General features: G+C 42.7%; 18 protein-coding genes. 13 read left to right on the top strand and 5 right to left on the bottom strand.

The genetic code is table 11. The features are described 5' to 3' along the window. Positions 1 to 37 precede the first annotated feature (37 nt). The 4 genes from K9E37_RS02805 (at position 38) to K9E37_RS02790 (ending at position 6,318) form a co-directional block, all read left to right on the top strand. Positions 38 to 1,354 (top strand): phosphatase PAP2 family protein, encoded by a 1,317-nt coding sequence (locus tag K9E37_RS02805; protein WP_076003094.1) that lies wholly within the window; start codon positions 38 to 40, stop codon positions 1,352 to 1,354. Positions 1,355 to 1,485: 131 nt separating this feature from the next. Continuing rightward, positions 1,486 to 4,332 carry a type I DNA topoisomerase gene (gene topA, locus K9E37_RS02800; RefSeq protein ID WP_033888407.1) on the top strand — a complete coding sequence of 949 codons (2,847 nt, stop codon included), beginning with the start codon at positions 1,486 to 1,488 and terminating at the stop codon, positions 4,330 to 4,332. 48 nt (positions 4,333 to 4,380) lie between these two features. Further along, complete coding sequence (tmk, locus tag K9E37_RS02795; protein ID WP_064621984.1) at positions 4,381 to 5,085, top strand: dTMP kinase; 705 nt, start codon at positions 4,381 to 4,383, stop codon at positions 5,083 to 5,085. Positions 5,086 to 5,139: 54 nt separating this feature from the next. Further along, on the top strand, positions 5,140 to 6,318 hold the full coding sequence (locus tag K9E37_RS02790; protein WP_064621982.1) for a DNA polymerase III subunit delta': 1,179 nt from the start codon (positions 5,140 to 5,142) through the stop codon (positions 6,316 to 6,318). Positions 6,319 to 6,330: 12 nt separating this feature from the next. On the opposite strand, the gene K9E37_RS02785 is transcribed toward K9E37_RS02790, so the two are convergent. Next, a complete protein-coding gene (locus tag K9E37_RS02785) occupies positions 6,331 to 7,410 on the bottom strand; it encodes a LacI family DNA-binding transcriptional regulator (protein ID WP_004108041.1) in 1,080 nt (359 codons plus the stop codon). A 99-nt stretch (positions 7,411 to 7,509) separates the two neighbouring features. Continuing rightward, complete coding sequence (locus tag K9E37_RS02780) at positions 7,510 to 7,776, bottom strand: HPr family phosphocarrier protein (RefSeq protein WP_102155823.1); 267 nt, start codon at positions 7,774 to 7,776, stop codon at positions 7,510 to 7,512. Positions 7,777 to 8,051: 275 nt separating this feature from the next. On the opposite strand from K9E37_RS02780, the gene ptsP reads away from it, so the two are divergent. From ptsP to K9E37_RS02745, 7 genes are all read left to right on the top strand, one after another. Then, positions 8,052 to 9,710, top strand: coding sequence for a phosphoenolpyruvate--protein phosphotransferase (gene ptsP / locus K9E37_RS02775; protein ID WP_248893547.1), 1,659 nt, complete (start codon positions 8,052 to 8,054; stop codon positions 9,708 to 9,710). A gap of 104 nt (positions 9,711 to 9,814) precedes the next feature. Next, positions 9,815 to 10,264 carry a PTS sugar transporter subunit IIA gene (locus K9E37_RS02770; protein WP_004108034.1) on the top strand — a complete coding sequence of 150 codons (450 nt, stop codon included), beginning with the start codon at positions 9,815 to 9,817 and terminating at the stop codon, positions 10,262 to 10,264. A 63-nt stretch (positions 10,265 to 10,327) separates the two neighbouring features. Further along, on the top strand, positions 10,328 to 10,597 hold the full coding sequence (locus tag K9E37_RS02765; RefSeq protein WP_004104746.1) for a PTS sugar transporter subunit IIB: 270 nt from the start codon (positions 10,328 to 10,330) through the stop codon (positions 10,595 to 10,597). A gap of 116 nt (positions 10,598 to 10,713) precedes the next feature. Beyond that, a complete protein-coding gene (locus K9E37_RS02760) occupies positions 10,714 to 12,246 on the top strand; it encodes a PTS ascorbate transporter subunit IIC (protein ID WP_012914509.1) in 1,533 nt (510 codons plus the stop codon). 222 nt (positions 12,247 to 12,468) lie between these two features. Then, positions 12,469 to 13,020, top strand: a complete 552-nt coding sequence (locus tag K9E37_RS02755; RefSeq protein ID WP_004108030.1) for a YbhB/YbcL family Raf kinase inhibitor-like protein — start codon at positions 12,469 to 12,471, stop codon at positions 13,018 to 13,020. A 111-nt stretch (positions 13,021 to 13,131) separates the two neighbouring features. Further along, on the top strand, positions 13,132 to 14,739 hold the full coding sequence (locus K9E37_RS02750; RefSeq protein ID WP_116440692.1) for a C69 family dipeptidase: 1,608 nt from the start codon (positions 13,132 to 13,134) through the stop codon (positions 14,737 to 14,739). Between the two features lie 272 nt (positions 14,740 to 15,011). Then, entirely contained in the window at positions 15,012 to 16,529 is a 1,518-nt protein-coding gene (locus K9E37_RS02745; protein ID WP_248893592.1) for a formate--tetrahydrofolate ligase, read from the top strand. A gap of 174 nt (positions 16,530 to 16,703) precedes the next feature. Here the strand turns inward: K9E37_RS02745 and K9E37_RS02740 are convergent, their stop codons facing one another. Next, complete coding sequence (locus tag K9E37_RS02740; RefSeq protein WP_004108020.1) at positions 16,704 to 17,546, bottom strand: alpha/beta hydrolase; 843 nt, start codon at positions 17,544 to 17,546, stop codon at positions 16,704 to 16,706. Positions 17,547 to 17,675: 129 nt separating this feature from the next. On the opposite strand from K9E37_RS02740, the gene rsmI reads away from it, so the two are divergent. Further along, positions 17,676 to 18,578, top strand: a complete 903-nt coding sequence (gene rsmI, locus K9E37_RS02735) for a 16S rRNA (cytidine(1402)-2'-O)-methyltransferase (protein ID WP_004108018.1) — start codon at positions 17,676 to 17,678, stop codon at positions 18,576 to 18,578. Positions 18,579 to 18,609: 31 nt separating this feature from the next. Here rsmI and K9E37_RS02730 read toward each other — a convergent pair whose 3' ends face one another. Together K9E37_RS02730 and K9E37_RS02725 are read right to left on the bottom strand one after the other, a co-directional pair. Beyond that, positions 18,610 to 18,873, bottom strand: a complete 264-nt coding sequence (locus K9E37_RS02730) for a variant leucine-rich repeat-containing protein (protein ID WP_012914504.1) — start codon at positions 18,871 to 18,873, stop codon at positions 18,610 to 18,612. Continuing rightward, positions 18,864 to 19,490, bottom strand: coding sequence for a hypothetical protein (locus tag K9E37_RS02725; RefSeq protein ID WP_420842988.1), 627 nt, complete (start codon positions 19,488 to 19,490; stop codon positions 18,864 to 18,866). The genes K9E37_RS02730 and K9E37_RS02725 overlap by 10 nt, the downstream gene beginning before the upstream one ends. 289 nt (positions 19,491 to 19,779) lie before the next feature. On the opposite strand from K9E37_RS02725, the gene metG reads away from it, so the two are divergent. Continuing rightward, entirely contained in the window at positions 19,780 to 21,651 is a 1,872-nt protein-coding gene (gene metG, locus K9E37_RS02720) for a methionine--tRNA ligase (RefSeq protein WP_004108005.1), read from the top strand. Positions 21,652 to 21,959: the final 308 nt, after the last annotated feature.

Below are 21,959 nucleotides of genomic sequence, written 5' to 3'. Positions count from 1 at the left end.
CTAGCGCGGTCGTAAATACTGTCGTAAAGTCTAAAGTATGAGTGAAGAATTTGCAGGAATTCAATCCAATAGCATTGACAATCAGCATGATGATTCTGCTGAGAAAAATGATGCGCTGCCGGTAGGTGGAACTTCGCAAGATGTTAATCGCAACAGTGAAGGTGGTGACTATTCGCATCCTTTGGATTCGATTAATACTATTACGCCATTTTCTCCAATCTCATCTGAAGATAATGACGAAAAAATATCGCCTTTATTTCCAGAAAATAATGAAGAAAAATCTTCTAAACAGTCTGTAAAACAGTTTGTGAAACAAACTAAGCGTCAATCTGATTTGTCTGATTTGTCTGGCTCGTCCGATTTGTCGTATTCGACTAATCAGTTATCTTCTAAAGATTCTCTATCAGATGCAGATGATATTGATCAGCTTGGTCAGCTTGTAAAGCGTCCTAGAATATCTACCATATTGTGGTGTGTTGCTATTGCAATTGTTTTCTTGGCTTCTGCTGCGTTCATATGGTTTATTAGTGTGCAAACAGTACTTGGTCAAAGCTATGAAGAAATGGTAATTGATGGATTTGGTTCTCATGGTACGCCATCTTGGCTTGCATTTTGTTTGCGACCTATAAGCGTTTCTATGGTTGTTATAGTTACTAGCATAATAATTGCTCTTGTTTCACTCATAGTAGTTTGTATTCGTAAACGTTGGTGGCTTCTTGGTCAATGTGCTGGAATTATTATTCTTTCGGCTGCTGCTGAACCATTGAAAAAAATTCTTCCGCGCCCAATGCTTATAAGTATTGAATATTTGTCTGCAAATTCAGCACCTTCAGGTCATACCTTACTTATTACTGCATCATGTGCGTTGCTTATTTGCGCAGTTTCGCGTGTTTGGCGCGCATGGGCAGCGGTAGCTGCAGCTTTTATAAGCGTTCTTGTGGAACTTTCGTTGGTTGCAGCGCATTGGCATAGAGTTTCTGACGTTCTTATGTCATTACTTATCGTTGGTGCTGTAACGCTTATTATGCTCGCATGCACTCGCAGTAGTGGAATGGATATGCCAGCTTATCGACGTTCCTCAATTAGCGTTCAAATTGTAGGAAGCTCTATGATTACGATTGGTGTGTTGGCGTGTTTGTATGCACTTTATTTAATATGGCAAATTCTTCCTGGTGTTGATATTTTTGCTCAATGGGCTGCAAGCGTATCTTATGTAGCAACTTATTGGCTGATTATAGGCGTGTCTTTGCTTGTTTTTGGCGTAATTATGGTAATGCGTCACTCTACAGCTTCGCCGTTGAGTAGGCTTGGATTAGTAGGCGCTCCGCCGACGCCTCCATCTGCTTCTAAGTAATATTGTCTACTCTATCTGCTTTTATCCACCGAGGTGGAATGTAATAGACGTATAACTTAAGTTGCGATACAGTTAGCGTGAAACATATAGTTCGGAATTATATGTTCGATTGTGTTAGGAAAGGAGCGAATATGGCAGCACAGAATAAGCTAGTCATTGTGGAGTCTCCCACGAAAGCGCGAAAAATTGGCGGGTATTTAGGAAATGGCTACACCGTCATGGCTTCAGTTGGGCATATTCGCGATCTCGCTCAGCCAAGCCAAGTTCCAGCCTCACGCAAAGCAGCGTTTGGCAAGTTTGGTGTAGATGTCGATCATGGTTTTGCGCCATATTACGTAGTTGGCTCAGATAAAAAGAAAACTGTTTCCGATTTAAAGTCTGCGCTCGCAAAAGCTGACGAATTATATCTGGCAACTGATGAGGATCGCGAAGGTGAAGCTATTGCGTGGCACTTGGTAGAAGCGTTGAAGCCAACTGTGCCAGTAAAGCGTATGGTGTTTCATGAGATTACTAAGGATGCAATTCAAGCCTCGCTTAGTAATACTCGAAATGTTGACGACAATATGGTTGATGCGCAAGAAACTCGTCGTGTGTTAGACCGTTTGTATGGATATGAGCTTTCTCCTGTTTTGTGGAGGAAAGTTGGTCCTGGTCTTTCTGCTGGACGCGTGCAGTCTGTTGCTACTAGGTTGATTGTTGAGCGCGAACGCGAGCGTATGGCGTTTACTAAGGCGTCTTACTGGGATATTAGCGCGGTTTTAAGTTCTAAAGGCTCAGATGGCGAAAATGTTGATTTTGAAGCGCGCATGAGCGAGCTTTCTGGTCGTCGTTTGGCTGGTTCTAAAGATTTCAATTCAAAAGGTGAGTTGGTCTCTACAAAAGATGAATCACAAAAAGCTTTGCATGTTGATGCTGATTTTGCATCTAAGCTTTCTAAAGCTCTTGAGAATTCAGATTTTGTAGTTGACTCTATGGAAACGAAGCCGTATCGTCGTCGTCCTTTGCCACCTTTTACTACATCAACTTTGCAGCAAACTGCTGGAAACCGACTTTCAATGAGCTCTCGCCAAACTATGCGAGCTGCACAATCTCTATACGAAAACGGCTATATCACTTACATGCGTACGGATTCCGTAACGCTTTCCAAAGAAGCTATCGAAGCTGCGCGTAGTGCTGCTCGTGCAGCATTTGGCGACGAATATGTTTCGCAATCTCCTAAGCAGTACGCAACTACGTCTGCAGGAGCGCAGGAAGCTCATGAATGTATTCGCCCTGCTGGAGCGCGTTTCTTAAGCCCGGACGAGCTTGCAGATAAATTACCTGCGGATCAGCTAAAATTGTATACGCTTATTTGGCAACGAACCCTTGCGTCACAAATGGCTGATGCTACAGGTTTTACAGCAACTGTTAAGTTAAATGCTTCTGCTGGAGAATATGGAGAAGCTTTGTTCCAAGCTTCTGGAACAGTAATTACTTTTGCTGGTTTTATGAAGGTTTTTGGCAATGCTCATGCAACTGAAGGTGAAAGCGATAAGGCACTTCCTCAAATGCAAGCTGGGGATGTTCTTGAAGCTAAAAGTGTTAGTGCGGATTCTCACGAAACTCAGTCTCCTGCAAGATATACTGAAGCTTCTTTAGTTAAAACTTTGGAAGCTAAGGAAATAGGACGCCCTTCTACTTACGCAACGATTATTTCTACAATTATTGATCGCGGATACGTGTATGAGCGTGGACGTGCGTTAATTCCTTCTTGGCTTGCTTTTGCTGTAATTAAACTTTTGGAAGCGAATTTCCCAAAGTATGTTGATTACGCGTTTACTGCTGATATGGAAAATGGTTTGGACAGAATTGCGCATGGTGAAGAAACCGGTCGCGATTGGCTAACTAGATTCTATTTCGGTTCCGGTGAGGGTGCTGCTAATTCTGCTGATGAAGCTCATATTGGTTTGCAACAGCAGGTTGCAGAGCTTGGTGAAATTGATGCGCGTGAAATAAATACCATAGACATTGGCGATGGTTTGCATGTGCGTATTGGACGCTATGGTCCGTACTTGGAAGACATTAAGAATCTTGATGCTGAAGGCAACCCTCGTCATGCTTCTTTGCCAGAAACTTTAGCTCCAGATGAGTTAACTGTTGATGCTGCTCGAGAATTGCTTGAGAATAATGCTGAAGGTCCACGTGTGCTTGGAGTAGATCCAGAAACGGGTGGGAACGTAGAAGTGCGCAATGGTCGTTTTGGTCCGTACGTGGCACTGGTAGAAGAGCAGGATAACGCGGAAGATTCTAAGTCTTCTAAGGCTTCTAAAGCTCGTCCAAAAATGGCTTCTTTGTTTAAAACCATGGATCCAGCGACTTTGACTTTGCAAGAAGCGTTGCAACTCTTGAATTTGCCACGTTTGGTTGGTGAGTATGAAGAAGTTGATGCCGAAGGCGTTGTAAAACTAGCTCGTATCGAAGCAAATAATGGTCGTTACGGTCCATATTTAACTAAAACATATTCTGCTGTAGATACTTCTGCTGGAGAAACTGTGGAATCTAAGCCGGATACGCGATCCCTTTCTAGTGAAGATGCTATTTTTACTGTTACTTTGCAAGAAGCGAAAGATTTATTTGCGCAACCAAAGTACGTTAAGCGTACTCGTGGTGCCGCCAAGCCGCCTCTTCGTGAGCTTGGCGCAGATCCTGAAACTGGAAAGCCAGTAGTGATTAAGGATGGTTTCTACGGAGCTTATATTACTGATGGTGAAACGAATCGCACTTTGCCAAAGCAGTATACGCCTGAATCGATTGATCCGCAGGATGCGTTTGCACTTTTGGCGCAAAAGCGCGCCGCAGGTCCCGTAAAACGCAAAAAGCGCGCGACTAAGAGCACTGCAAAATCTTCTGAAAAGAAGTCTACTGCGAAAAAATCTATCGCAAAGAAAACTTCTACAAAGAAGACTACTTCAAAGAAATCTACCGCTAAAAAAGCATAGAATAAAATCTAAAGATTAAATAGACCTTGCATATGGAGTCAAAAAAATATGGCATCTAAGAATGACGATTTTTCTGGTGGCTGCGCTTGCGGAGGAAACTGCGGCTGCAGAAGTGAGCAATCTTATGCAAATAAAGGTTTATTTATTTCTTTCGAGGGCATTGATGGCGTTGGCAAAACTACGCAAGTTGAGGCTCTTAAAGATCATTTGCAATCTTTGGGGCGAGAAGTTGTAGTGACGCGTGAGCCTGGCGGTACGCAGTTGGGTAAAACTTTGCGCGAAATACTGTTGCATGGCACGAGTGTATCTGCCAGAACAGAAGCTTTGCTTTTTGCTGCGGATCGTGCACAGCATGTTGCGCAAGTGATTCGCCCGGCACTTAGCCGTGGTGCAGTAGTAATAACGGATCGTTATATTGATTCTTCGCTTGCTTACCAAGCAGGCGGTCGCGAATTGACTAAGGATGATGTGCGAACTTTAAGTGAGTGGGCAACGGATTCGCTATGGCCTAATCGCACTTATTTGCTAGATATGCAACCGGAAGATGCTTTTAAGCGTTTGCATCGCGAGCAAGATCGCATGGAATCAGCTGGAATAGATTTCGCTCGTCGCACTAGAGAAGCATTTTTAGATTTAGCGCAGGAGTCTGCAGATCGTTATCGCGTATTAGACGCAACGTTCTCGGCGAAATCATTATTTGAACTTATTGTGCAAGACGTACATAACTTAATTGAAGAAATTGAAACTAAATAAAATGGCGAACTTTATAAAGTGAAGAAGTAGAGAAGCTATGCAGGGGGTGAAGCGATGAGTGTGTGGGATAGCGTTATTGGGCAAGAACAGGTAGTTTCGCGATTGCGAAACATTGCTTGTGCGGACGCTAGCAAAATAGCGCAATCTTGGCTGATTTGCGGATCTGCTGGCTTCGGTAGTGCGCAAGTTGCGCGCGCTTTCGCTGCAGCTCTCGAAAGTCCGGATCATGGAGAAGGCAGTGATGGAATTAGTGGCGAAGGTGAGCTTAGTAAAACTGCCAAAGAAGTTTTAGCAGGATCGCATCCTGATGTGCATACGCTTGCAACAAAAGGCGTAACTCTTAGCATTGACGATGTGCGTGAGGCAATTGGGATTTCTGAGCAGATGCCTAGCACTGCTCCTTGGCGAATCATAATTATTGAAGATGTTGACCGAATGTTGGAACGTAGCACGAACGTTCTTCTTAAAGAGATTGAAGAGCCAAGTGAGCATACGATTTGGCTTTTATGCGCTTCAAGTGTTATGGATGTGCTTCCAACAATTCGTTCGCGTACACAACTTGTGCAATTAGCTACTCCAAACGAGCAGTCTATAGCAGAATATCTTACTAAAAAAACGGATGCGGATAATAAGCTAGCGAGTCGTGCAGCCAGGCTTTCTCAAGGAAATATAGCAACTGCTTTTATTTACGCAAGCGATGAGCGTGCTTTAAGTAGGCGAGATGAGCTTGTTGCAGGATTGCTTCGTATGCATGATGCTGCCGACGCAATTATGCTTGCTGCAATGCTTATTGACGATGCAAAAGCACAAGCAGAAGATGAGGTTCAGCGAAATGTTGAGGATCAACAAAAAGAATTTCGCAGAATTAACGGATTAGGCGATGAGGATCGCATTCCGCCCAAATTGCGCGCAAACTACAATGCAATTGGAAAAAAGGATGATGTAAAACGTAAAGTAACTCGTGTAAGCCGTGACGTGTTATGCCGTTCTCTTGACGCAATCGATAGCGTGTATAGAGACGTTTTAGTTGTTATTAACGACGCGCAAAAGTCTTCGCCAATTATAAATCAGGAATACAAGTCTAGAATTGTCCAGTTGGCACAAAGCATGACAGCAAGTAGAGCCTTGGATTGCGTTGACAGTATTGCTACTGCTCGTCGTCGGCTTTCGAGAAATGGTAACGCAACTCTTGTTTTTGAAGCGCTATTTTGCTCACTTTTGCAAAGTCAATAAAATGCAAAAGTATCATATCCTCCACGGAAGTGACATATCGCTTGTGCCTATTCTTGGTGAATTTGTTGATTCGCGTCGCATGATTTCTGGTCTAAACTCCATATGTGCAGGTAACCAATGTTGCTCTGATTTGTTGACAGCGGTTAGGCGGATTGCTTCGCGTGCAATTTGCTGGTACGGAGGACGGATTGAAGAAAGCTTTGGTTCAGATATTTCTGCCTGTCTGCTATCTCCGTAACCTATTACGAGAACATCCTGCGGAACTTGCAAAGAAAGCTCATCTAAAGCTAGAAGTGCTCCAAGTGCGACAGCGTCATTTGCGCAAATAACAGCGTCTGGTTTGCGAGATTGCTTAGCAGTAGAATCAGAAAAAAGCCGCATTGTATCCTTGAATCCACGTTGATAAGTAAGTTCTCCAAAAGTTGTCCAATCTGGCTCAGAAAGTAAACTTAATCGGCTTGCAGCAGTCTGAAAATTGGCAAATAGGTTTGCGCTTTGTGTGGAGTCAACATTTCCACTTAAATAAGCAATATTATGGGCATCGTGATGCGAAAGATGTATTAAAGCAGCTTCCATCATTGATTCTTGATCCATGCCAACCCAATTGACGTGGAATGAAGTAGCAGTGCCACCAATTTGCACAATGGGAAGATTGTCAACGTAGTTTTCAAGTGTTTTTGTTAAATCACTATTGTTAGATGGCATGACAATAAGACTGTCAACATTATGACCGATAAGCTCTTCTATGCGTTCTTCTTGAGCTTCTGCGTCTTTTCCAGTTCCAACAAGAAGTATTTTATCTATTTCATGAGCTGCTTCATCCAATGCAGAAAGCATATTTACACTGAATGAATCATCTACGTTGCTTGTGCCTATTACTACGCCGATTGTATTAGTTGTGTCACTTCTTAATGCGCTTGCTGCATAATTTACTGAATAATTAAGCTGCTCTGCAGCTTTTCTTACGCGTTTTGCAATATCGTCATCTTTGGCTCGTCTACCAGAAAGTACACGAGATACTGTTGCAATTGAAACTTTTGCAAGAGCTGCTACATGAGTTATGGAGGCGTTTTGATTAGTTTGATTTGTCATATTTGCCCCCGAATAAGTGCGGTGCTGTAATTATTGGTAAACAGCACCGCAAATTGAATATTATTTATTTGTCAGTTTATGTACACTTATTTATTTATATTATTCGCCTTTCGTGACTACATCGACAAGATTGTTAGCTACATTTTCAGCGTCTTCACCATCAACGGTAATTGTGATTGAATCTCCTTTAGTAATACCCAATCCCATAATTGAAAGAATGCTATTCGCACTTACAGGGGTACCTTCGCCTTTCGCAATCGTTACAATGCAATTTGAGGACATCGCGGCTTGAGAAAATTCTGACGCTGGGCGAGCATGTATTCCAACTGAGTCTTCAATAGTAACAGTACGAGTTGCAATTGCCATTTTTTCTCCTTTGAATAATAATTAACAAATTCTGCTTTTATTTTTATTTTTCATATAAAAGCAAACCATATTTTTTTCTTAAGGTTTTTTTGTTTGCTATTTTCAACATTAAGTGTAGCATAATTAATTGAAAAATACAGAAAACGTTTTCACTTGTTGTAACAACGTTTTTAATGGTGTATAGTTTCATTAGTAAGAAACGTTTACCTACAAGAAATGCTTATGCGGCGTTGCGGCCGTAATAAAGTTTCTAAACCTAAAGGAGGGTTTTAAGTATGGTAATCACTGGTGTTGGCATTGGGCGCTCGATGGCATATGGTGAAGTATTGTGTATGGCACCTGCTTTGCATGAGCCAGAGGATTCTCCTCGTGCGTTAGTGTTGTTGGCTGAGGATGCAAAAAAGGCTGTTAAAAATGCTTTAAATGAAGTAAATAAAGACCTAAACCATCGTGCAAGTGAGGCTCTTGAAGCAAAGGATGAGGGGACTCGAAAAGCAGCACCAATTATGCAAGCTCTTGCACAGATGGCATCGGATCCAGCGTTAATAAGTGCAATTGAATCTGGTATTGATAAGGGGAAAACAGCGGAACGTGCCACTTGGGAAGGGTTCGCACAATTTGAAGACATGTTGCGTAATCTTGGTGGTTACATGGCTGAGCGTGCAGGAGATTTGCATGATGTTGGCCAGCGTGTTATTGCATCTTTGATTGGTGTTGAAGCTCCTGGGGTGCCGGAAAGTGATTCGCCTTTTGTGCTGGTTGCTAGGGATCTTTCACCTGCTGATACAGCTTCACTTGATTTAAGCAAGGTTCAGGCAATTGTCACTCTTGATGGTGGTCCTACAAGTCACACTGCTATTCTTGCTCGTGCTCGTGGAATTGTTGCTGTTGTTGGAGCACACGATGCCTCTCAGCTGAAGAATCATCAAATTGTTGTAGTAGATGCCGTTAATGGTCATGTTATAAGCAGTCCTAGTGAAGAAGAGATCGCGCATGTTAAAGAGTCTCGTGAGCGTTTAAGCCGCGCTCGTGAATTGCGTGGATTGCCTGGAAGTACAAAAGATGGTCATTTGATTCCTCTTTTGGCAAATGTAGGAAAGCCCTCAGATGCCGTAACTGCTCATGAGTATGGAGCAGAAGGAGTAGGTCTATTCCGAACGGAATTTCTGTTTATTGGTAACGAGCAACCGCCTAGTATAGAAGAACAAACAGAATCTTATACAGAGTTACTATCTCAGTTTGAAGGCAAGAAAGTTGTTATTCGATTGCTTGATGCTGGAGCAGATAAACCGTTACCATTCTTGACTCCTGAAGATGAACCAAATCCTGCCCTCGGACTTCGAGGTTTGCGTACTCTAAGACAGCATATGGATGTTCTAGATGGTCAGCTGGAGGCATTATCTCGTGCTGATGCTGTGACGAATGCTGACTTATGGGTGATGGCTCCAATGGTTTCAGACGAACATGAAGCAGCATATTTTGTAAAACTTGGTAAATCTAAAGGTCTTAAAAAGGTTGGCATTATGGCAGAGGTGCCTTCTATCGCTCTTGTTGCCGAGGAGGTTGCTCAAGTTGCTGATTTTGTATCTATCGGAACGAATGATTTGACGCAATACACTCTTGCAGCAGATAGAACCCTTGGGTCTGTTTCTAATTATCAAACTGCTTGGCACCCTGCAGTGTTGCGCGCGATCAAAATGATTGCAGACGCTGGTAACGCACATGGTATGCCAGTCGGAGTGTGTGGAGAAGCTGCAGCAGATCCAGACTTAGCGATTGTTCTTACAGGTCTCGGTATTAACTCGCTTTCTATGACGTCAGTTGCTTTGGACGATGTTCGAGCAGAACTTGCTCAAACTACATTTGATGAAGCTAAAGCTAAAGCTCATGAGGCTTTAGCTGGAAAGTTCTACCACTCAATCATGCAAGAATAAGCCAAGGGAGTAATTCAAAATATGATCGTTACGAAGAACATTAAAAATTCGATTACCAATCAGAAATAATCAAGAATAATTAACATGCTTAGAAAAGAGAAAATATGAGTGCTGATATTGATGAGCTTCTCCCGGATTCTGCAGTAAACCTTGATATTGCAGCGAAAGATTGGCGTGATGCTATTTGTCTTGCGGGCAATGCTTTGAAGGAGTCTGGCTTTACTACTGATGAATATACGGATCAGATGATTGAAACAGTTGAAAAAATGGGTCCGTATATTGTTATTGCCCCAGGCTTGGCTTTGGCGCATTCGCGCCCGTCGGAAGCAGTGTTAAAAAGTGGTTTGAGCTGGATTCGTTTAAGTACGCCTGTTAAATTTGGTAACACTGCCAACGATCCGGTCTCTTTAGTAATTGGTCTTGCAGGTCACGATGAAAATGAGCATATTGGCGTTATGTCCGCGGTTGCTGCAGCTTTGTCTAATCCTGTGAAGACTAGAGAACTTGCGCAAGCAAAAAACGCTAAAGAAATTCGCGCAATTCTTAAAAGTTAAATATTAAAGAATTAGCTAATTTTGCAAAATTAAAAAAATACAACTCAACGAAAGAGGTTATCTATGAATATTCTATGTGTATGCGGAAACGGCATTGGCACGTCTGTACTTTTAAAAATCAATGTTGAGGCTGCGGCAGCAGACTTAGGTCTTGATGTTACAGTTACTACTTCCGATGCTGGAAGTGCAAAAGGTACTGCCAATATGAATGATCTTGTGCTCACTTCTCCTCAGCTTGCTCCAGAGCTTGAGGGCACTACCACTCCTGTAGAAACAATTGAAAATTTCATGGATGTTGAAGAGGTGAAGGGTGTGCTTGAGCGTTACGCATAAATTATGTGTAACAAATAAACGTTTGATTATGCTGATTGCGTGCTTACTGCTTTGGCATAGTCATACTGTTATTTCATGCGCTATTCGCTTTTTCTAAATAAAAAGAAGGAAATAAGATGAACATTGTAGTTCAGGTTTTAAATTTCATAAGTCAGCAGATTTTGAATGTGCCGGCTTATTTGATTGGTATTATTGCAGCAATCGGTCTTATCGCACTCAAGCGTAGTGCAGGACAGGTGATTGCAGGCGGCTTAAAGGCTGCTATGGGTTACCTCATTTTGGGTGCAGGTGCTGGCGTTGTTGTTGGCGCTCTTGCTCCATTTGGTGACTTGGTTTTGAAGTCTACTGGTGCTCATGGTGTTGTACCTACAAATGAGGTTATTACTGCTCAGGCTGCAGGTCAGTACGGTGCTACTTCTGCGTACATTATTGTGCTCAGCTTCGTTCTTATGCTTCTTGCTGCACGCTTTACTCCTCTGAAGTACATATTCTTGACTGGTCACCACATGGTGTTCATGTCTATGCTTTTGGCTCTAGTTCTTTCCGTTGGTTTTGGCGCAAGCAACCAGTTGCTTATTGTTATTGTCGGCTCTGTCATTATGGCAACGGTTATGGTTGTTCTGCCAGCTTTTGCGCAGCCTTTTATGAACCGTATTACTGGTAGCGATAAGCTCTCGATTGGTCACTTTAACTCCTTAAGTTACATTGTTTCTGGTGCTGTTGGTGCTGCTGTTGGTAAGAAGTCTAAGTCTACTGAAGATATCAACTTCCCTAAGGGATTGAGCTTCTTGCGTGATTCAATGGTCTCCACGACTTTGTTGATGGTTGTGCTGTATTTGGTATTCGCAGTGTGGGCTTCGGTTGTGTTGCCAGTAAAGGAACTCTTCAAGATTTTCGCGTCTCATCCTACGGACTATAGTGCCTTCTACATGGCGGCTTTTGCTCAGGCTTTGCAATTTGGAATTGGTGTTAGTGTCATCCTCTACGGCGTTCGTATTATTTTAGGTGAATTGGTTCCTGCATTCCAGGGTATTGCTAACAAGGTCGTTCCAGGCGCTCGTCCAGCATTGGATATTCCAATCGTATTCCCATACGGTGCTAATGCTTCTCTTATTGGCTTCTTGTCTTCCTTCGTTGGAGGTCTTGTAGCTCTCGGACTTATTGCAATTTGGATGGGTCCAGCTTGGGGATTGGCATTAATTCTCCCAGGAATGGTGCCTCACTTCTTCGATGGTGGTGGTGCAGGCGTGTTTGGTAATGCAACCGGTGGTCGTCGTGGTGCTATTCTCGGTGGTTTTATTAACGGTTTAATTATTACATTCCTTCCAGCAGTATTGCTTACTGTTATGGGTTCCTTCGGCTTGGCAAACTCCACCTTCGGCGATGCTGACTTTGGTTGGATTGGTACTGTTGTGGGTAACTTCGCTCACCTCGGTGCTGGCGTTGGTGCTATAAGCTTGATTATTGTTGCTGTTATTCTGTTTGCCTTGGCTTGGGTATGGCAGGTTAAGGTTGTTAACACTGGCTGGCTTCCTGCAGTAAAGCATGCTGAGTTCATTGAAGAAATTAAGAAGCAAGAGCGTGCTGCTAAGAAAGCAGCTATGGCAGCTAAGGCTGCTGAAACTCATGAGGAGGCTGTTACAAAATAAATAGAGTACGGTAAAAAATTACATTTTAGTTAATGCGCCCAGTTTAGATTTTTCTGGGCGCACGTTTTATATTGACCGTCAAATTATGCAGTTAGCGTTGTTTCTGTAGTGTTTTTTGCTTGAGCGTCACAATCTGCTTGAACAATTAAATTACGTGAACGTTTGCGTTTATTTGTTACTCGCGCAGTTGATTAGTGTTGTGTAATGGTAGATACTTAAATTATGAATATTTCTACAGATTTCACTACTGTTCCAGACGATTATTCTAAAGCTGCGCCGGAGCAGAATAAAATCAATGGAATTCCAGTAGTTTCGTTTCCATTTTATATAGATAAATTGCCATCTTTCGTGCATTATTTGCATTGGCGTTTTGTTGACGACGACGCAATACCGGTATGCGGTTTTGAGTGGATTCACTGGACTGCTGCAAACGTGCCTGTTGAAGCGTTAATGTTTGATTTTAACGATTCTCACGCTTTGCAAATACCGGAAGATTTTTCTCGCACGATGACTTCTATGATTCCAGAAGCGCTTCAAGGACGTAACTCGCAAGCTAGCAGATTTATTGGTTGCACTGATCCAGCAATTACTATGCGTTACAACGGCCCGCAGCCTCCTGATAAAGATCACGAATACATGTTTGAAGTTTTTGGTACAGAAAAGCCTTTGCCAAACCTTAAACCGGGATTCTATATGAATGAATTGTTGCGTGAAGTAAGAAACGTAACTTCAGGTGTAGATGCTGATGGCATGTTCCTTACTGGTAAAGCCTAAACGCAAGCACGAGGGCAACCAATTAGGTCAGCAGTTAACGCCTAAGCGTTAGAATCAAACAGTAATAAATCTAAAAATAAAATATAAAATCTAAAAACAGAGGATGCAAATATGGCATGCACAACAATTCTTGTTGGTCGAAAAGCAAGCTACGACGGATCTACGCTTATTGCGCGTAACGAAGACTCCGCAAATGGCGAATTTAATCCAAAGCGCTTAGTGGTAGTAAAGCCGGAAGATCAACCTCGCGTTTATAAGTCTGTTCTTAGCCACGTAACAGTTGAGTTGCCGGATAATCCAATGCAATACACAAGCGTGCCAAACGCAGACTTGCGCGAAGGAATTTGGGGAGAAGCTGGCGTTAACGAAGCAAACGTTGCAATGAGCGCAACTGAAACGCTTACATCCAACGAGCGTGTGTTAGGCGCAGATCCAATGGTTGAGCTTCAAAAAGCGCAAGGCAAAGTTGGGGATGCTGACTATAAGCCGGAAGTGCCGGGTGGAATTGGTGAAGAAGACTTCTTAACGCTTGTTTTGCCTTATATTCGTAGCGCTCGCGAAGGTGTTGAGCGTTTGGGCGCATTGCTTGAAAAGTACGGCACTTATGAGATGAATGGCGTTGCATTTTCGGATGTGAACGAGATTTGGTGGTTTGAAACTGTCGGTGGTCATCATTGGATTGCTAAGCGTGTGCCGGATGAAGCTTATGTTGTTATGCCAAACCAGCTTGGAATTGACGAGTTCGATTTAGATGATGCTTTTGACACTCAAGAGGAGCATATGTGCTCGGCTGATTTGCTTGAGTTTATTGAAGAAAATTACTTGGATTTGTCGGTTGAAAACGCTTCTCCTTTCAATCCTCGCGACGCTTTCGGCTCTCATTCGGATGCCGACCACGTTTACAACACTCCTCGTGCATGGTTCATGGAGCGCTTCTTGAATCCGTATGACGAAGTGTGGGATGGTAAAGACGCTGATCATCGTCCGGACAGCAACGATATTCCTTGGGCTCGCCAGCCTGAGCGCAAGGTAACCATTGAAGACGTTAAGTACGTTTTGAGCTCTCACTATCAGGGCACTGAGTATGATCCTTACGGCAAGCTTGGAGATGAGCATACTCGTCACATGTTGCGTCCAATCGGCATTAACCGTCAAAGCGAGCTTGCTGTAATGCAAATCCGCCCTTACATGCCGGAAGCAATGCGTGCAATTCAGTGGATTACTTACGGTTCTAATCCTTTCAATTCTTTGATTCCGTTCTATCCAAACGTAAATCGCACTCCAAAGTATTTGGAAGATACGACTACTCGCGTAACAAGCGAAAACTTCTATTGGGAGAATCGCATTATTGCTGCTCTTGCGGATGCCGCATTTAACGATACTGCAAATTCGATTGAGCGCTACCAGGAAGTTGTCGGTTCCCTTGGTCACGCAATGGTCAAGTCTACGGATGCTGCCGTGGCAGATCTTCTTGGCGTTGATTTGGCTGATTACGAGCCAGAGCGTGAAGGTGATGAAGGTGAAGATTACGATGATTTAGTTCGCGATCCTGAAGCTATTATTGCAGAGCTCCGTAACGACAAAGTGCGTGAGGCTTTGGCTGAAGCAAATGACGACATGGCAGCAAAGTTGAAGAAAGAAACCGATTCTTTGCTTGACACAGTTCTGTACATCACTAGCATGCGTATGAAGAATGGTTTTAATCGTTCCGATCACTGAAATGCAATTAAATAAGTTTTCTCGTAATTGATATGGAAAAACTTACGAAAATAATTTAATAACTCAGATGCCTTCCTAAGAAATGAACTTTTTATTTCATGTGGAAGGCATTTTTGTTATCTTTTGTTATTTTGCTATAGACGTTGCTAATAGCGCGTATAGATATTGCGTGTGGTGCCTATGCTGCGAACAAACAATCGTATAGTATGAATCATGTAATTAACATTATCCGCATGCATAGTTGTGCCAATATGCCTATGAAAGAGGGGTACATGAGCATTCTTGATTCATACACTACAACATTCGGTTTGGTTAAAAAAATTGATGCCTTTGGGTACTTGGATTATTTAAAGCAACATCCAGAGGAGCCTAGGAAGCGCGGTAAAGTTCTGCTTGTTACTGCTGATACTCCTTTGAAAGCTTCTCGCGGAGAAGGTAAAACGACTACAACTATTGCGTTGGTTGATGCTTTGCGTGAGCGAGGTGTGGACGCAGCTGCAGTTCTTCGTCAGCCAAGCATGGGCATTACAGCTGCTGGTTCTAAAGGTGGTGCAAGTGGTGGCGGTAAGTCTTCGCTTTCTCACCCTGAGTTGATTGACTGGGGTTTGTGTGGTGAAATGGCTGCTATTGCTTGCGCGCAGAATTTGCTTGTGTCGTTTGCGGAAAAAGCAGTCGACGAGGGTGCCCTTGATACTATTTTAGTTCCTCGAGTTAGCGAAGTTCCTTCGCGATCTTTGCGAAGCATTGCTGTTGATTTTGGCAAGGGGACTGTTCCTGAGCGCGTCGTTTTGACGCCAACTTGCGAGCTCATGCAAATCGTAGTGTTGTCGCGCAGTATGGACGAGATTTCTCATCGTGTTTCTTCAATGATTGCTGGCACAAAAGACGGTAAGCCTGTTCAGTTTGGCGAGTTTGTGGATTTGTGGCGAATCACCAATATTCTTGCCGACGCTGTAAAGCCTGCTAAAACTGAGACGATTAATGGTTCTCCAATTTACGTTCATTGTGGCCCGTTTGCGAACGTTTCGCTTGGTATTCCAAGCCTTGTAAGTGTTGAAATGGCTTGCGCTGAGCATGATGTTGTGGTTGTAGAAGCAGGTTATGGTACGGATGCTGGTGCTCAAAAGTGGTTAGATATTGCTGCTCGCGAGTTTGGTGCAAAGTGGCCTGCTGCTGCAGTTGTAGTTACTCGCGCAACTACTTGGCGAGATGACGAAACTTTGGCTTGGCGTTACCCATTCCATGTTTCTCGTTTGGAATTTCTTAACATCCCTACGTTCCCGTTGATTAATTTGTGGGAAGGTGAAGATAATCAAGTTCCTGAATTGTTGGAACAAGCTAAGTCTTTAGGATTCAGAAAGCCGATTGTTGGCAATTTATTCCGCGATGGTGGCGATGGTTTGGCAAATCAGCTGGACGATTTTGTGTCTGCAATAACTGATGATGTTGAAACGAAAGTTCCAGAAAGTAGGCGTGGAAAGACGCTTAGGGAGCGAATTAACTTGCTGTGCGCAGAAGCTTACGGTGTTCCAACTGAACGTGTGATTGAAAAAGCTGGTTTTGAAGATTCGTTATCTGCAGCTGAGGATTTGTGCGCGAATGCTGGCGCTGATTTTAACAGTCTTGCGCTAGTTGCTGTTAAATCTCCTGCAACTATGACTGACGACGATCATAAGTCTGCTGAAGAGCGCACTGTGACATTGAAGAAAGTGGAAGTTCACGCTGGAGCTGGAGTTGTGCAAGTAAATCTCACATCTTCACTAACTACTCCAATGCCAAAAATAGTGTGAAATATTAATAGTGTGATTTTCTCTTAAATATTGAGATTAATTAAAATTACTTATTAATAGCAAGTAACAAAACGTCGTCGACATATCAATCATGGTGTGTGGGCGACGTTTTGTTTTTGCTTTGTTTACCAAATGGGTTAAAAAGGGAACAAACGCGGGAGAGTTGAAGTTAAATTACGCAAAAGTGCGATGCAACCAATCGCAAGCAAGCTTAACCCACTGCTGAACTTCTGGCTGAACAAATTCAGTAAGCACATTTCCGTTTTCGTCGCGTTTTGCTGTTTCTTTAACTGCCAAAGCTAAGCCGTGAGGTCCTTTAGGGAACAGGTGCGCTTCAACACTTACTCCAGCTTCAACGCAAGCGTTCACAAACATTATTGAATTTTCTACTGGAACTGTTTGATCAGTAATGGTTTGCCATACAAATACAGGTGGAGTTTTACGATCCACGTGATTTTCCAGCGAAAGTTTATTGACAAGTTCAGTTCGCTCTTCGTTGCTAACTTCTCCAAATAGACGATCGAACGTTGGCTTATGCGCATATTTCCCAGCAGAAATAACAGGATATGCGAGCATAAGAGCATTTGGTCGCACGTCATCAGCAGCATACCCGTTTGCTTCCTCAACTTCGTCGCTAACGCTAGTTGCAAGGTTTGCAGCCACATGCCCTCCAGCGGAGAATCCAATAATTGCAACTTTTTGCGCATCTACGTGCCATTCTTTTGCGTTTTTGCGAATTAAGCTCATCGCTTCTGCTGCTTCTAAAAGCTGAGTTGGGTATGTGCTTGGAGTAAGCGAGTATCGCAACACAAAAGTGTGGAATCCTTCTGCAGCAAACTTCATGGCAACAGGCTCTGCCTCACGATTCGATACGCGCAAGAAGCCACCGCCTGGCAAAATTAGAATTGCAGGACGGTTTTGCAAGCCTTTGCTATCTAAATTATCGTCTAAAATATACCCAATAAGCTGCGCATCGCTTCCATCTATACTTTTTATTTTCTGATTTATAATCTTCATAGTGTCTCTTTTCGTTTCGCTTATATTGCAATTACACTAAGCATAATTCTAATCAAATACCTCGCTTTGTAAGTGCGTTCTTTTATAAATTCGTGTAGAGTTTTAAGAAGTTTTATAAGGAGATTCAAGATGTGTAACGAAGAAGATAGTTTAGGTAAAGTTGTTTTAGCTGCTACGCCTATTGGGAATATGGCAGACGCTTCTGCACGATTAATTAATCTTCTTGAAACTGCTGATATTGTTGCTGCTGAAGACACGCGTAGGCTTTATGATTTAGCGAATCGCCTTGGTGTGCATGTTTCTGGTAGCGTAATCGCATACCACGATCATAATGAGCGAAATAAGGCAGATGGCTTGCTAGACAAAGTTGAGCAGGGTAGCACTGTTCTTGTTGTTTCAGACGCAGGTATGCCTACCATTAACGACCCGGGTCTTGCTGTTGTTCGACGTGCAATAGAGCGAGATTTGCCTGTTACTTGCGCGCCTGGTCCTAGTGCAGTTTTAGATGCGCTTGCTCTTTCTGGATTGCCAACCGATCGCTTCTGTTATGAAGGCTTTTTGCCTCGTAAATCTGGTGAGCGTCAACAGCATTTGCGCTCGCTTAAAGCCGAGCGACGAACAATAGTATTTTATGAGGCTCCACATCGTATTGCAGAAGCTATGGAAGACATATTGGCAGTACTTGGCTCTAATCGTCCAATGGCGTTATGCCGTGAACTTACAAAAGATTTTGAAGAAATTCGTCGTGGAACTGTGCAAAGTATTCACGATGGTGTTTTAGCGGATCCTCCTCGAGGTGAAATAGTTTTAGTTATCGGTGGTGCAAGTGACGAAGAAGTACAGTCTGAAAGCACAGATTTAAGCATTGATGCTCTTGCAAAGCTTTCGCTTGAATGTGCAGAATCTGAAGGCTTGCGCATAAAAGAAGCCATTACGAAAGTAGTAAAAGAGCATCCGTTTGCTGACGGATCTTTTGCTAATCGTAAGCAAGTTTATGCGTCTTGTCTTGAGCATAAACCTGATCAAAAATAAGATTTCTGCTTTTGCTACTATTTTTTGCTTTCTATTCATTGCTGTCATACGCAGAAAATAGCACTTCAAAACTGTAACGAACGTCAGGTCCACCTTGTTGAGAAATATATTCTAAAATTTGCGCGTCTGCTGAAGGGTTTGCAATAATCCATTTTCGAAGTTCCGGTATTTTTTGCGCGATGTACCATAGCACTTCCGTTTTTGTTGCAGGGTCGATAGCAACAGATGGCGTGAGTATTATAGGTGGTTTTGGAGGGCTGTTTGTTTTAGTTGCATAAGAGTTCTTCATTTCCATGGTTTGTTTGCTTCTTTCGCAATGTTTCGTATCCAATTTCTTGCATGTATTGAGCCTGGGAAATATGGGTTTCCGTCAATAGTACGTTTGCATTTTCGCAAGTCAATGCTGTATTTAGATATCAATAGGTGAGCAATATCTTTTCTATAAGGTTCGTACTCTTCGTTTTCGCTTGGAGTGTACGCTAAATCGCAAATTGTTCGTTCTGGCGTTGTTATTCTAATTTTCCCAAGTATTACGTATTCTTCATTGTTTAAGTGTCTTCGAAATGCGCGAATCGCATGACCGTGTGGCTTTTTTCTTCTGTGCCCATAATCAATAACATCTATATTTTCAGGAAAATGACCTCCTATCCAAACCCATGCTGCAGTAAATAAACAGGCTATGCTTTCTGTAGGCATAAGATTGCTCACAATATTGCTTCTTCCTTGAGTGGAAATAGCTGCCTTATTTGAATATCCTACATTTAAATCAAGCCTATTGAATACACCAATTTGAGAAAGTTTTTTCATGCACATTGGACCTGGTAAATGGTTGTCGTCAAGTAATTCTGGGAATTGCGTTTGTGTTTCTTCGCAAATATCCAATAAATTGCGCATATTTTGTTGGTTTTTCAATTTTCTTTAATCCTTTCTTTTTGCATATTTATTTTTCAGCGCGATTATTTACGATTCGTATTGTGCATATTGTTGTTTTTTAGTGCATGTTTTCTAGTGCATTAGTTTCGTAGTGCATAAGTTGAGATTATGTTTATATTTGCTTCAATTCCAGGCTGGTTTTATAACTTGTGGATATGTGGATGAACTCGTGTGAGGCTTGTTATCCAGCGTGTTTTTCTCGTATATTTGGGATTCTTTTTGCAATGTTCTTATGTACTGTCCGCGTTGAACAAGATAATAATTGTCTATGAGTCATATTTTGGTGAATGTTGCTTGGCCGTATGCTAACGGCCCTCGTCATATTGGTCACGTCGCAGGCTTCGGGGTCCCATCAGACGTATATGCGCGTTACGAGCGCATGAAAGGTAATGACGTATTAATGGTGTCTGGCACGGATGAGCACGGTACACCTATTTTGGTTGAAGCAGATAAGGAAGGCGTTTCTGCACAAGAGCTTGCTAATCGTTATAATCGTGTGATTACTAAGGATTTGTGCGATTTAGGTTTGAGCTACGATTTGTTCACGCGTACTACCACTGCAAATCACGAGCATGTTGTGCAAGAAATGTTCCGTCAGTGCTTAAAGAACGGCTATATTTACAAGGGCACTCAGAAGGTTGCTATTTCTCCTTCCACTGGTCGTACTTTGCCAGATCGTTATATTGAAGGCACATGCCCATTGTGTGGCGCAGATGGTGCTCGTGGCGATCAATGTGATGCTTGTGGAAACGAGCTTGATCCGGATGAGCTTATTAATCCAGTTTCTAAAATTAATGGTGAAACTCCGCGCTTTGAAGAAACTGAACATTATTTCCTAGATTTGCCTGCTTTGGCTGAAGCGAATGTTAACTGGCTTCATTCTCGCGAAGGTTGGCGCACGAATGTTATTAATTTCTCGCTTGGATTATTTAATGAAGTAAAGCCGCGAGCTATTACGCGCGATATTGATTGGGGCATTCCTGTTCCTGTTGAAGGATGGATTGATAATCCAAATAAGCGTTTATATGTTTGGTTTGATGCTGTTATTGGCTACTTGTCTGCATCTATTGAATGGGCTCGTCGACAAGGCAAGCCAGACGCTTGGCGTGATTGGTGGTGTGATCCTAAGTCTCCTGGATACTACTTCATGGGCAAAGATAACATTACTTTCCATTCTCAGATTTGGCCTTCGGAAATGCTTGCCTACAACGGTGCTGGTTCTAAAGGTGGTGAGGCTGGCATTTATGGCCCATTGAACATGCCTGAACAGGTTGTTGCTTCTGAGTTCATGACTATGGAAGGCAAGAAGTTCAGCTCTTCGCGCGGAATCGTGATTTATGTGAAGGATATTTTGGCACGTTACCCTGTAGATGCTGTGCGTTACTACATTTCTATTGCGGGTCCAGAAAATTCTGATGCTGATTTTACTTGGGCTGAGTTTGCTCGTCACAATAACGAAGAACTTGCTGCAAGCTGGGGTAATCTTGTCAATCGTGTGGCAAATCTTATTAATAAGAACTTTGGTGCAATTCCTCCTCTTGATGAAGATTCTATGACTGCAATGGATCGCGCTCTTCTCGATCAAACTTCTGATGCTTTTGCTTTGGTTGGTAGTTTGATTGAGCGTCATCGTCAGAAGAATGCTCTTACTGAAGCAATGCGAGTAGTTGCGGATATTAATAAATATATTTCTGCAACTGAGCCTTGGAAAATTAAAGATGATGAGGATCGCCTTGGTACTGTGTTGCATGTTGCAGCTCAGGCTGTTTCGGATGCTAATCATCTGCTTGCGCCATTCTTGCCTCATGCAGCTCAAAAAGTTTGGGAAGCACTTGGTGGCACTGGCGTATTCTCGCCTTTGCCTCATATTGAAGAAGTTGAAGATTTGGATAATCCAGACTTCAAGTATCCGATTATTACGGGCGATTATCGCTTGGGGGAAACTGTTCATCCTTGGGAGAGTGAGGAGTTGGTAGCAGGTACGCCTGTGCCTAAGCCAAGTCCTATTTTTGCCAAGATTCCAAAAGAAGCAGTTGAGGAGGAGCTTGAGCGTTTTGCATCTGCTTTGTCCGAGCGTCAGCGTGTCGAGGCGGAAAGACTTGCTGCAGCAAAAAAATCTTTGGAAAATAGTGAGAAATAGGTTGAAATTCTCAATAAATAAATTGTAAAATTAAAGAACATAGCAAATGGTTCTCTAAAAGAAAATATTTTAAGGAAATTTTAAGGAAAAACTCTTTTCTTTGGACGAATGTTTAGCTATACTAACATATGTTAATGGTTCGCCATTAGCGAGGTTCGTTTTCGAACCCCATAATTGAAACCTTCTTCTCTCTTTCTCTCTGCCCCGGCGGGTTTCTCTTCCCGCCGGGCTTCTTTTTAATTTGTGAAAAAAGTAAAACAACAATAAAAGCGCAGACTGCAAAAACAATCTGCGCTCACATAGTTACC

It is taken from the genome of Gardnerella swidsinskii, assembly GCF_023277705.1.
Taxonomy (GTDB): Bacteria; Actinomycetota; Actinomycetes; order Actinomycetales; family Bifidobacteriaceae; genus Bifidobacterium; species Bifidobacterium swidsinskii.
This window is presented reverse-complemented; position numbering and strand designations above follow the sequence as displayed.

Bases quoted from the DNA above. Each gene is read 5' to 3' on its own strand.
- K9E37_RS02745 (WP_248893592.1), top strand. From the start codon at position 15,012: ATGAGCATTCTTGATTCATACACTACAACATTCGGTTTGGTTAAAAAA.
- K9E37_RS02770 (WP_004108034.1), top strand. From the start codon at position 9,815: ATGAGTGCTGATATTGATGAGCTTCTCCCGGATTCTGCAGTAAACCTT.
- topA (WP_033888407.1), top strand. From the start codon at position 1,486: ATGGCAGCACAGAATAAGCTAGTCATTGTGGAGTCTCCCACGAAAGCG.
- K9E37_RS02760 (WP_012914509.1), top strand. From the start codon at position 10,714: ATGAACATTGTAGTTCAGGTTTTAAATTTCATAAGTCAGCAGATTTTG.
- ptsP (WP_248893547.1), top strand. From the start codon at position 8,052: ATGGTAATCACTGGTGTTGGCATTGGGCGCTCGATGGCATATGGTGAA.
- K9E37_RS02790 (WP_064621982.1), top strand. From the start codon at position 5,140: ATGAGTGTGTGGGATAGCGTTATTGGGCAAGAACAGGTAGTTTCGCGA.
- K9E37_RS02780 (WP_102155823.1), bottom strand. From the start codon at position 7,776: ATGGCAATTGCAACTCGTACTGTTACTATTGAAGACTCAGTTGGAATA.
- rsmI (WP_004108018.1), top strand. From the start codon at position 17,676: ATGTGTAACGAAGAAGATAGTTTAGGTAAAGTTGTTTTAGCTGCTACG.
- tmk (WP_064621984.1), top strand. From the start codon at position 4,381: ATGGCATCTAAGAATGACGATTTTTCTGGTGGCTGCGCTTGCGGAGGA.
- K9E37_RS02785 (WP_004108041.1), bottom strand. From the start codon at position 7,410: ATGACAAATCAAACTAATCAAAACGCCTCCATAACTCATGTAGCAGCT.
- K9E37_RS02755 (WP_004108030.1), top strand. From the start codon at position 12,469: ATGAATATTTCTACAGATTTCACTACTGTTCCAGACGATTATTCTAAA.
- metG (WP_004108005.1), top strand. From the start codon at position 19,780: ATGAGTCATATTTTGGTGAATGTTGCTTGGCCGTATGCTAACGGCCCT.
- K9E37_RS02765 (WP_004104746.1), top strand. From the start codon at position 10,328: ATGAATATTCTATGTGTATGCGGAAACGGCATTGGCACGTCTGTACTT.
- K9E37_RS02730 (WP_012914504.1), bottom strand. From the start codon at position 18,873: ATGGAAATGAAGAACTCTTATGCAACTAAAACAAACAGCCCTCCAAAA.
- K9E37_RS02805 (WP_076003094.1), top strand. From the start codon at position 38: ATGAGTGAAGAATTTGCAGGAATTCAATCCAATAGCATTGACAATCAG.
- K9E37_RS02740 (WP_004108020.1), bottom strand. From the start codon at position 17,546: ATGAAGATTATAAATCAGAAAATAAAAAGTATAGATGGAAGCGATGCG.
- K9E37_RS02750 (WP_116440692.1), top strand. From the start codon at position 13,132: ATGGCATGCACAACAATTCTTGTTGGTCGAAAAGCAAGCTACGACGGA.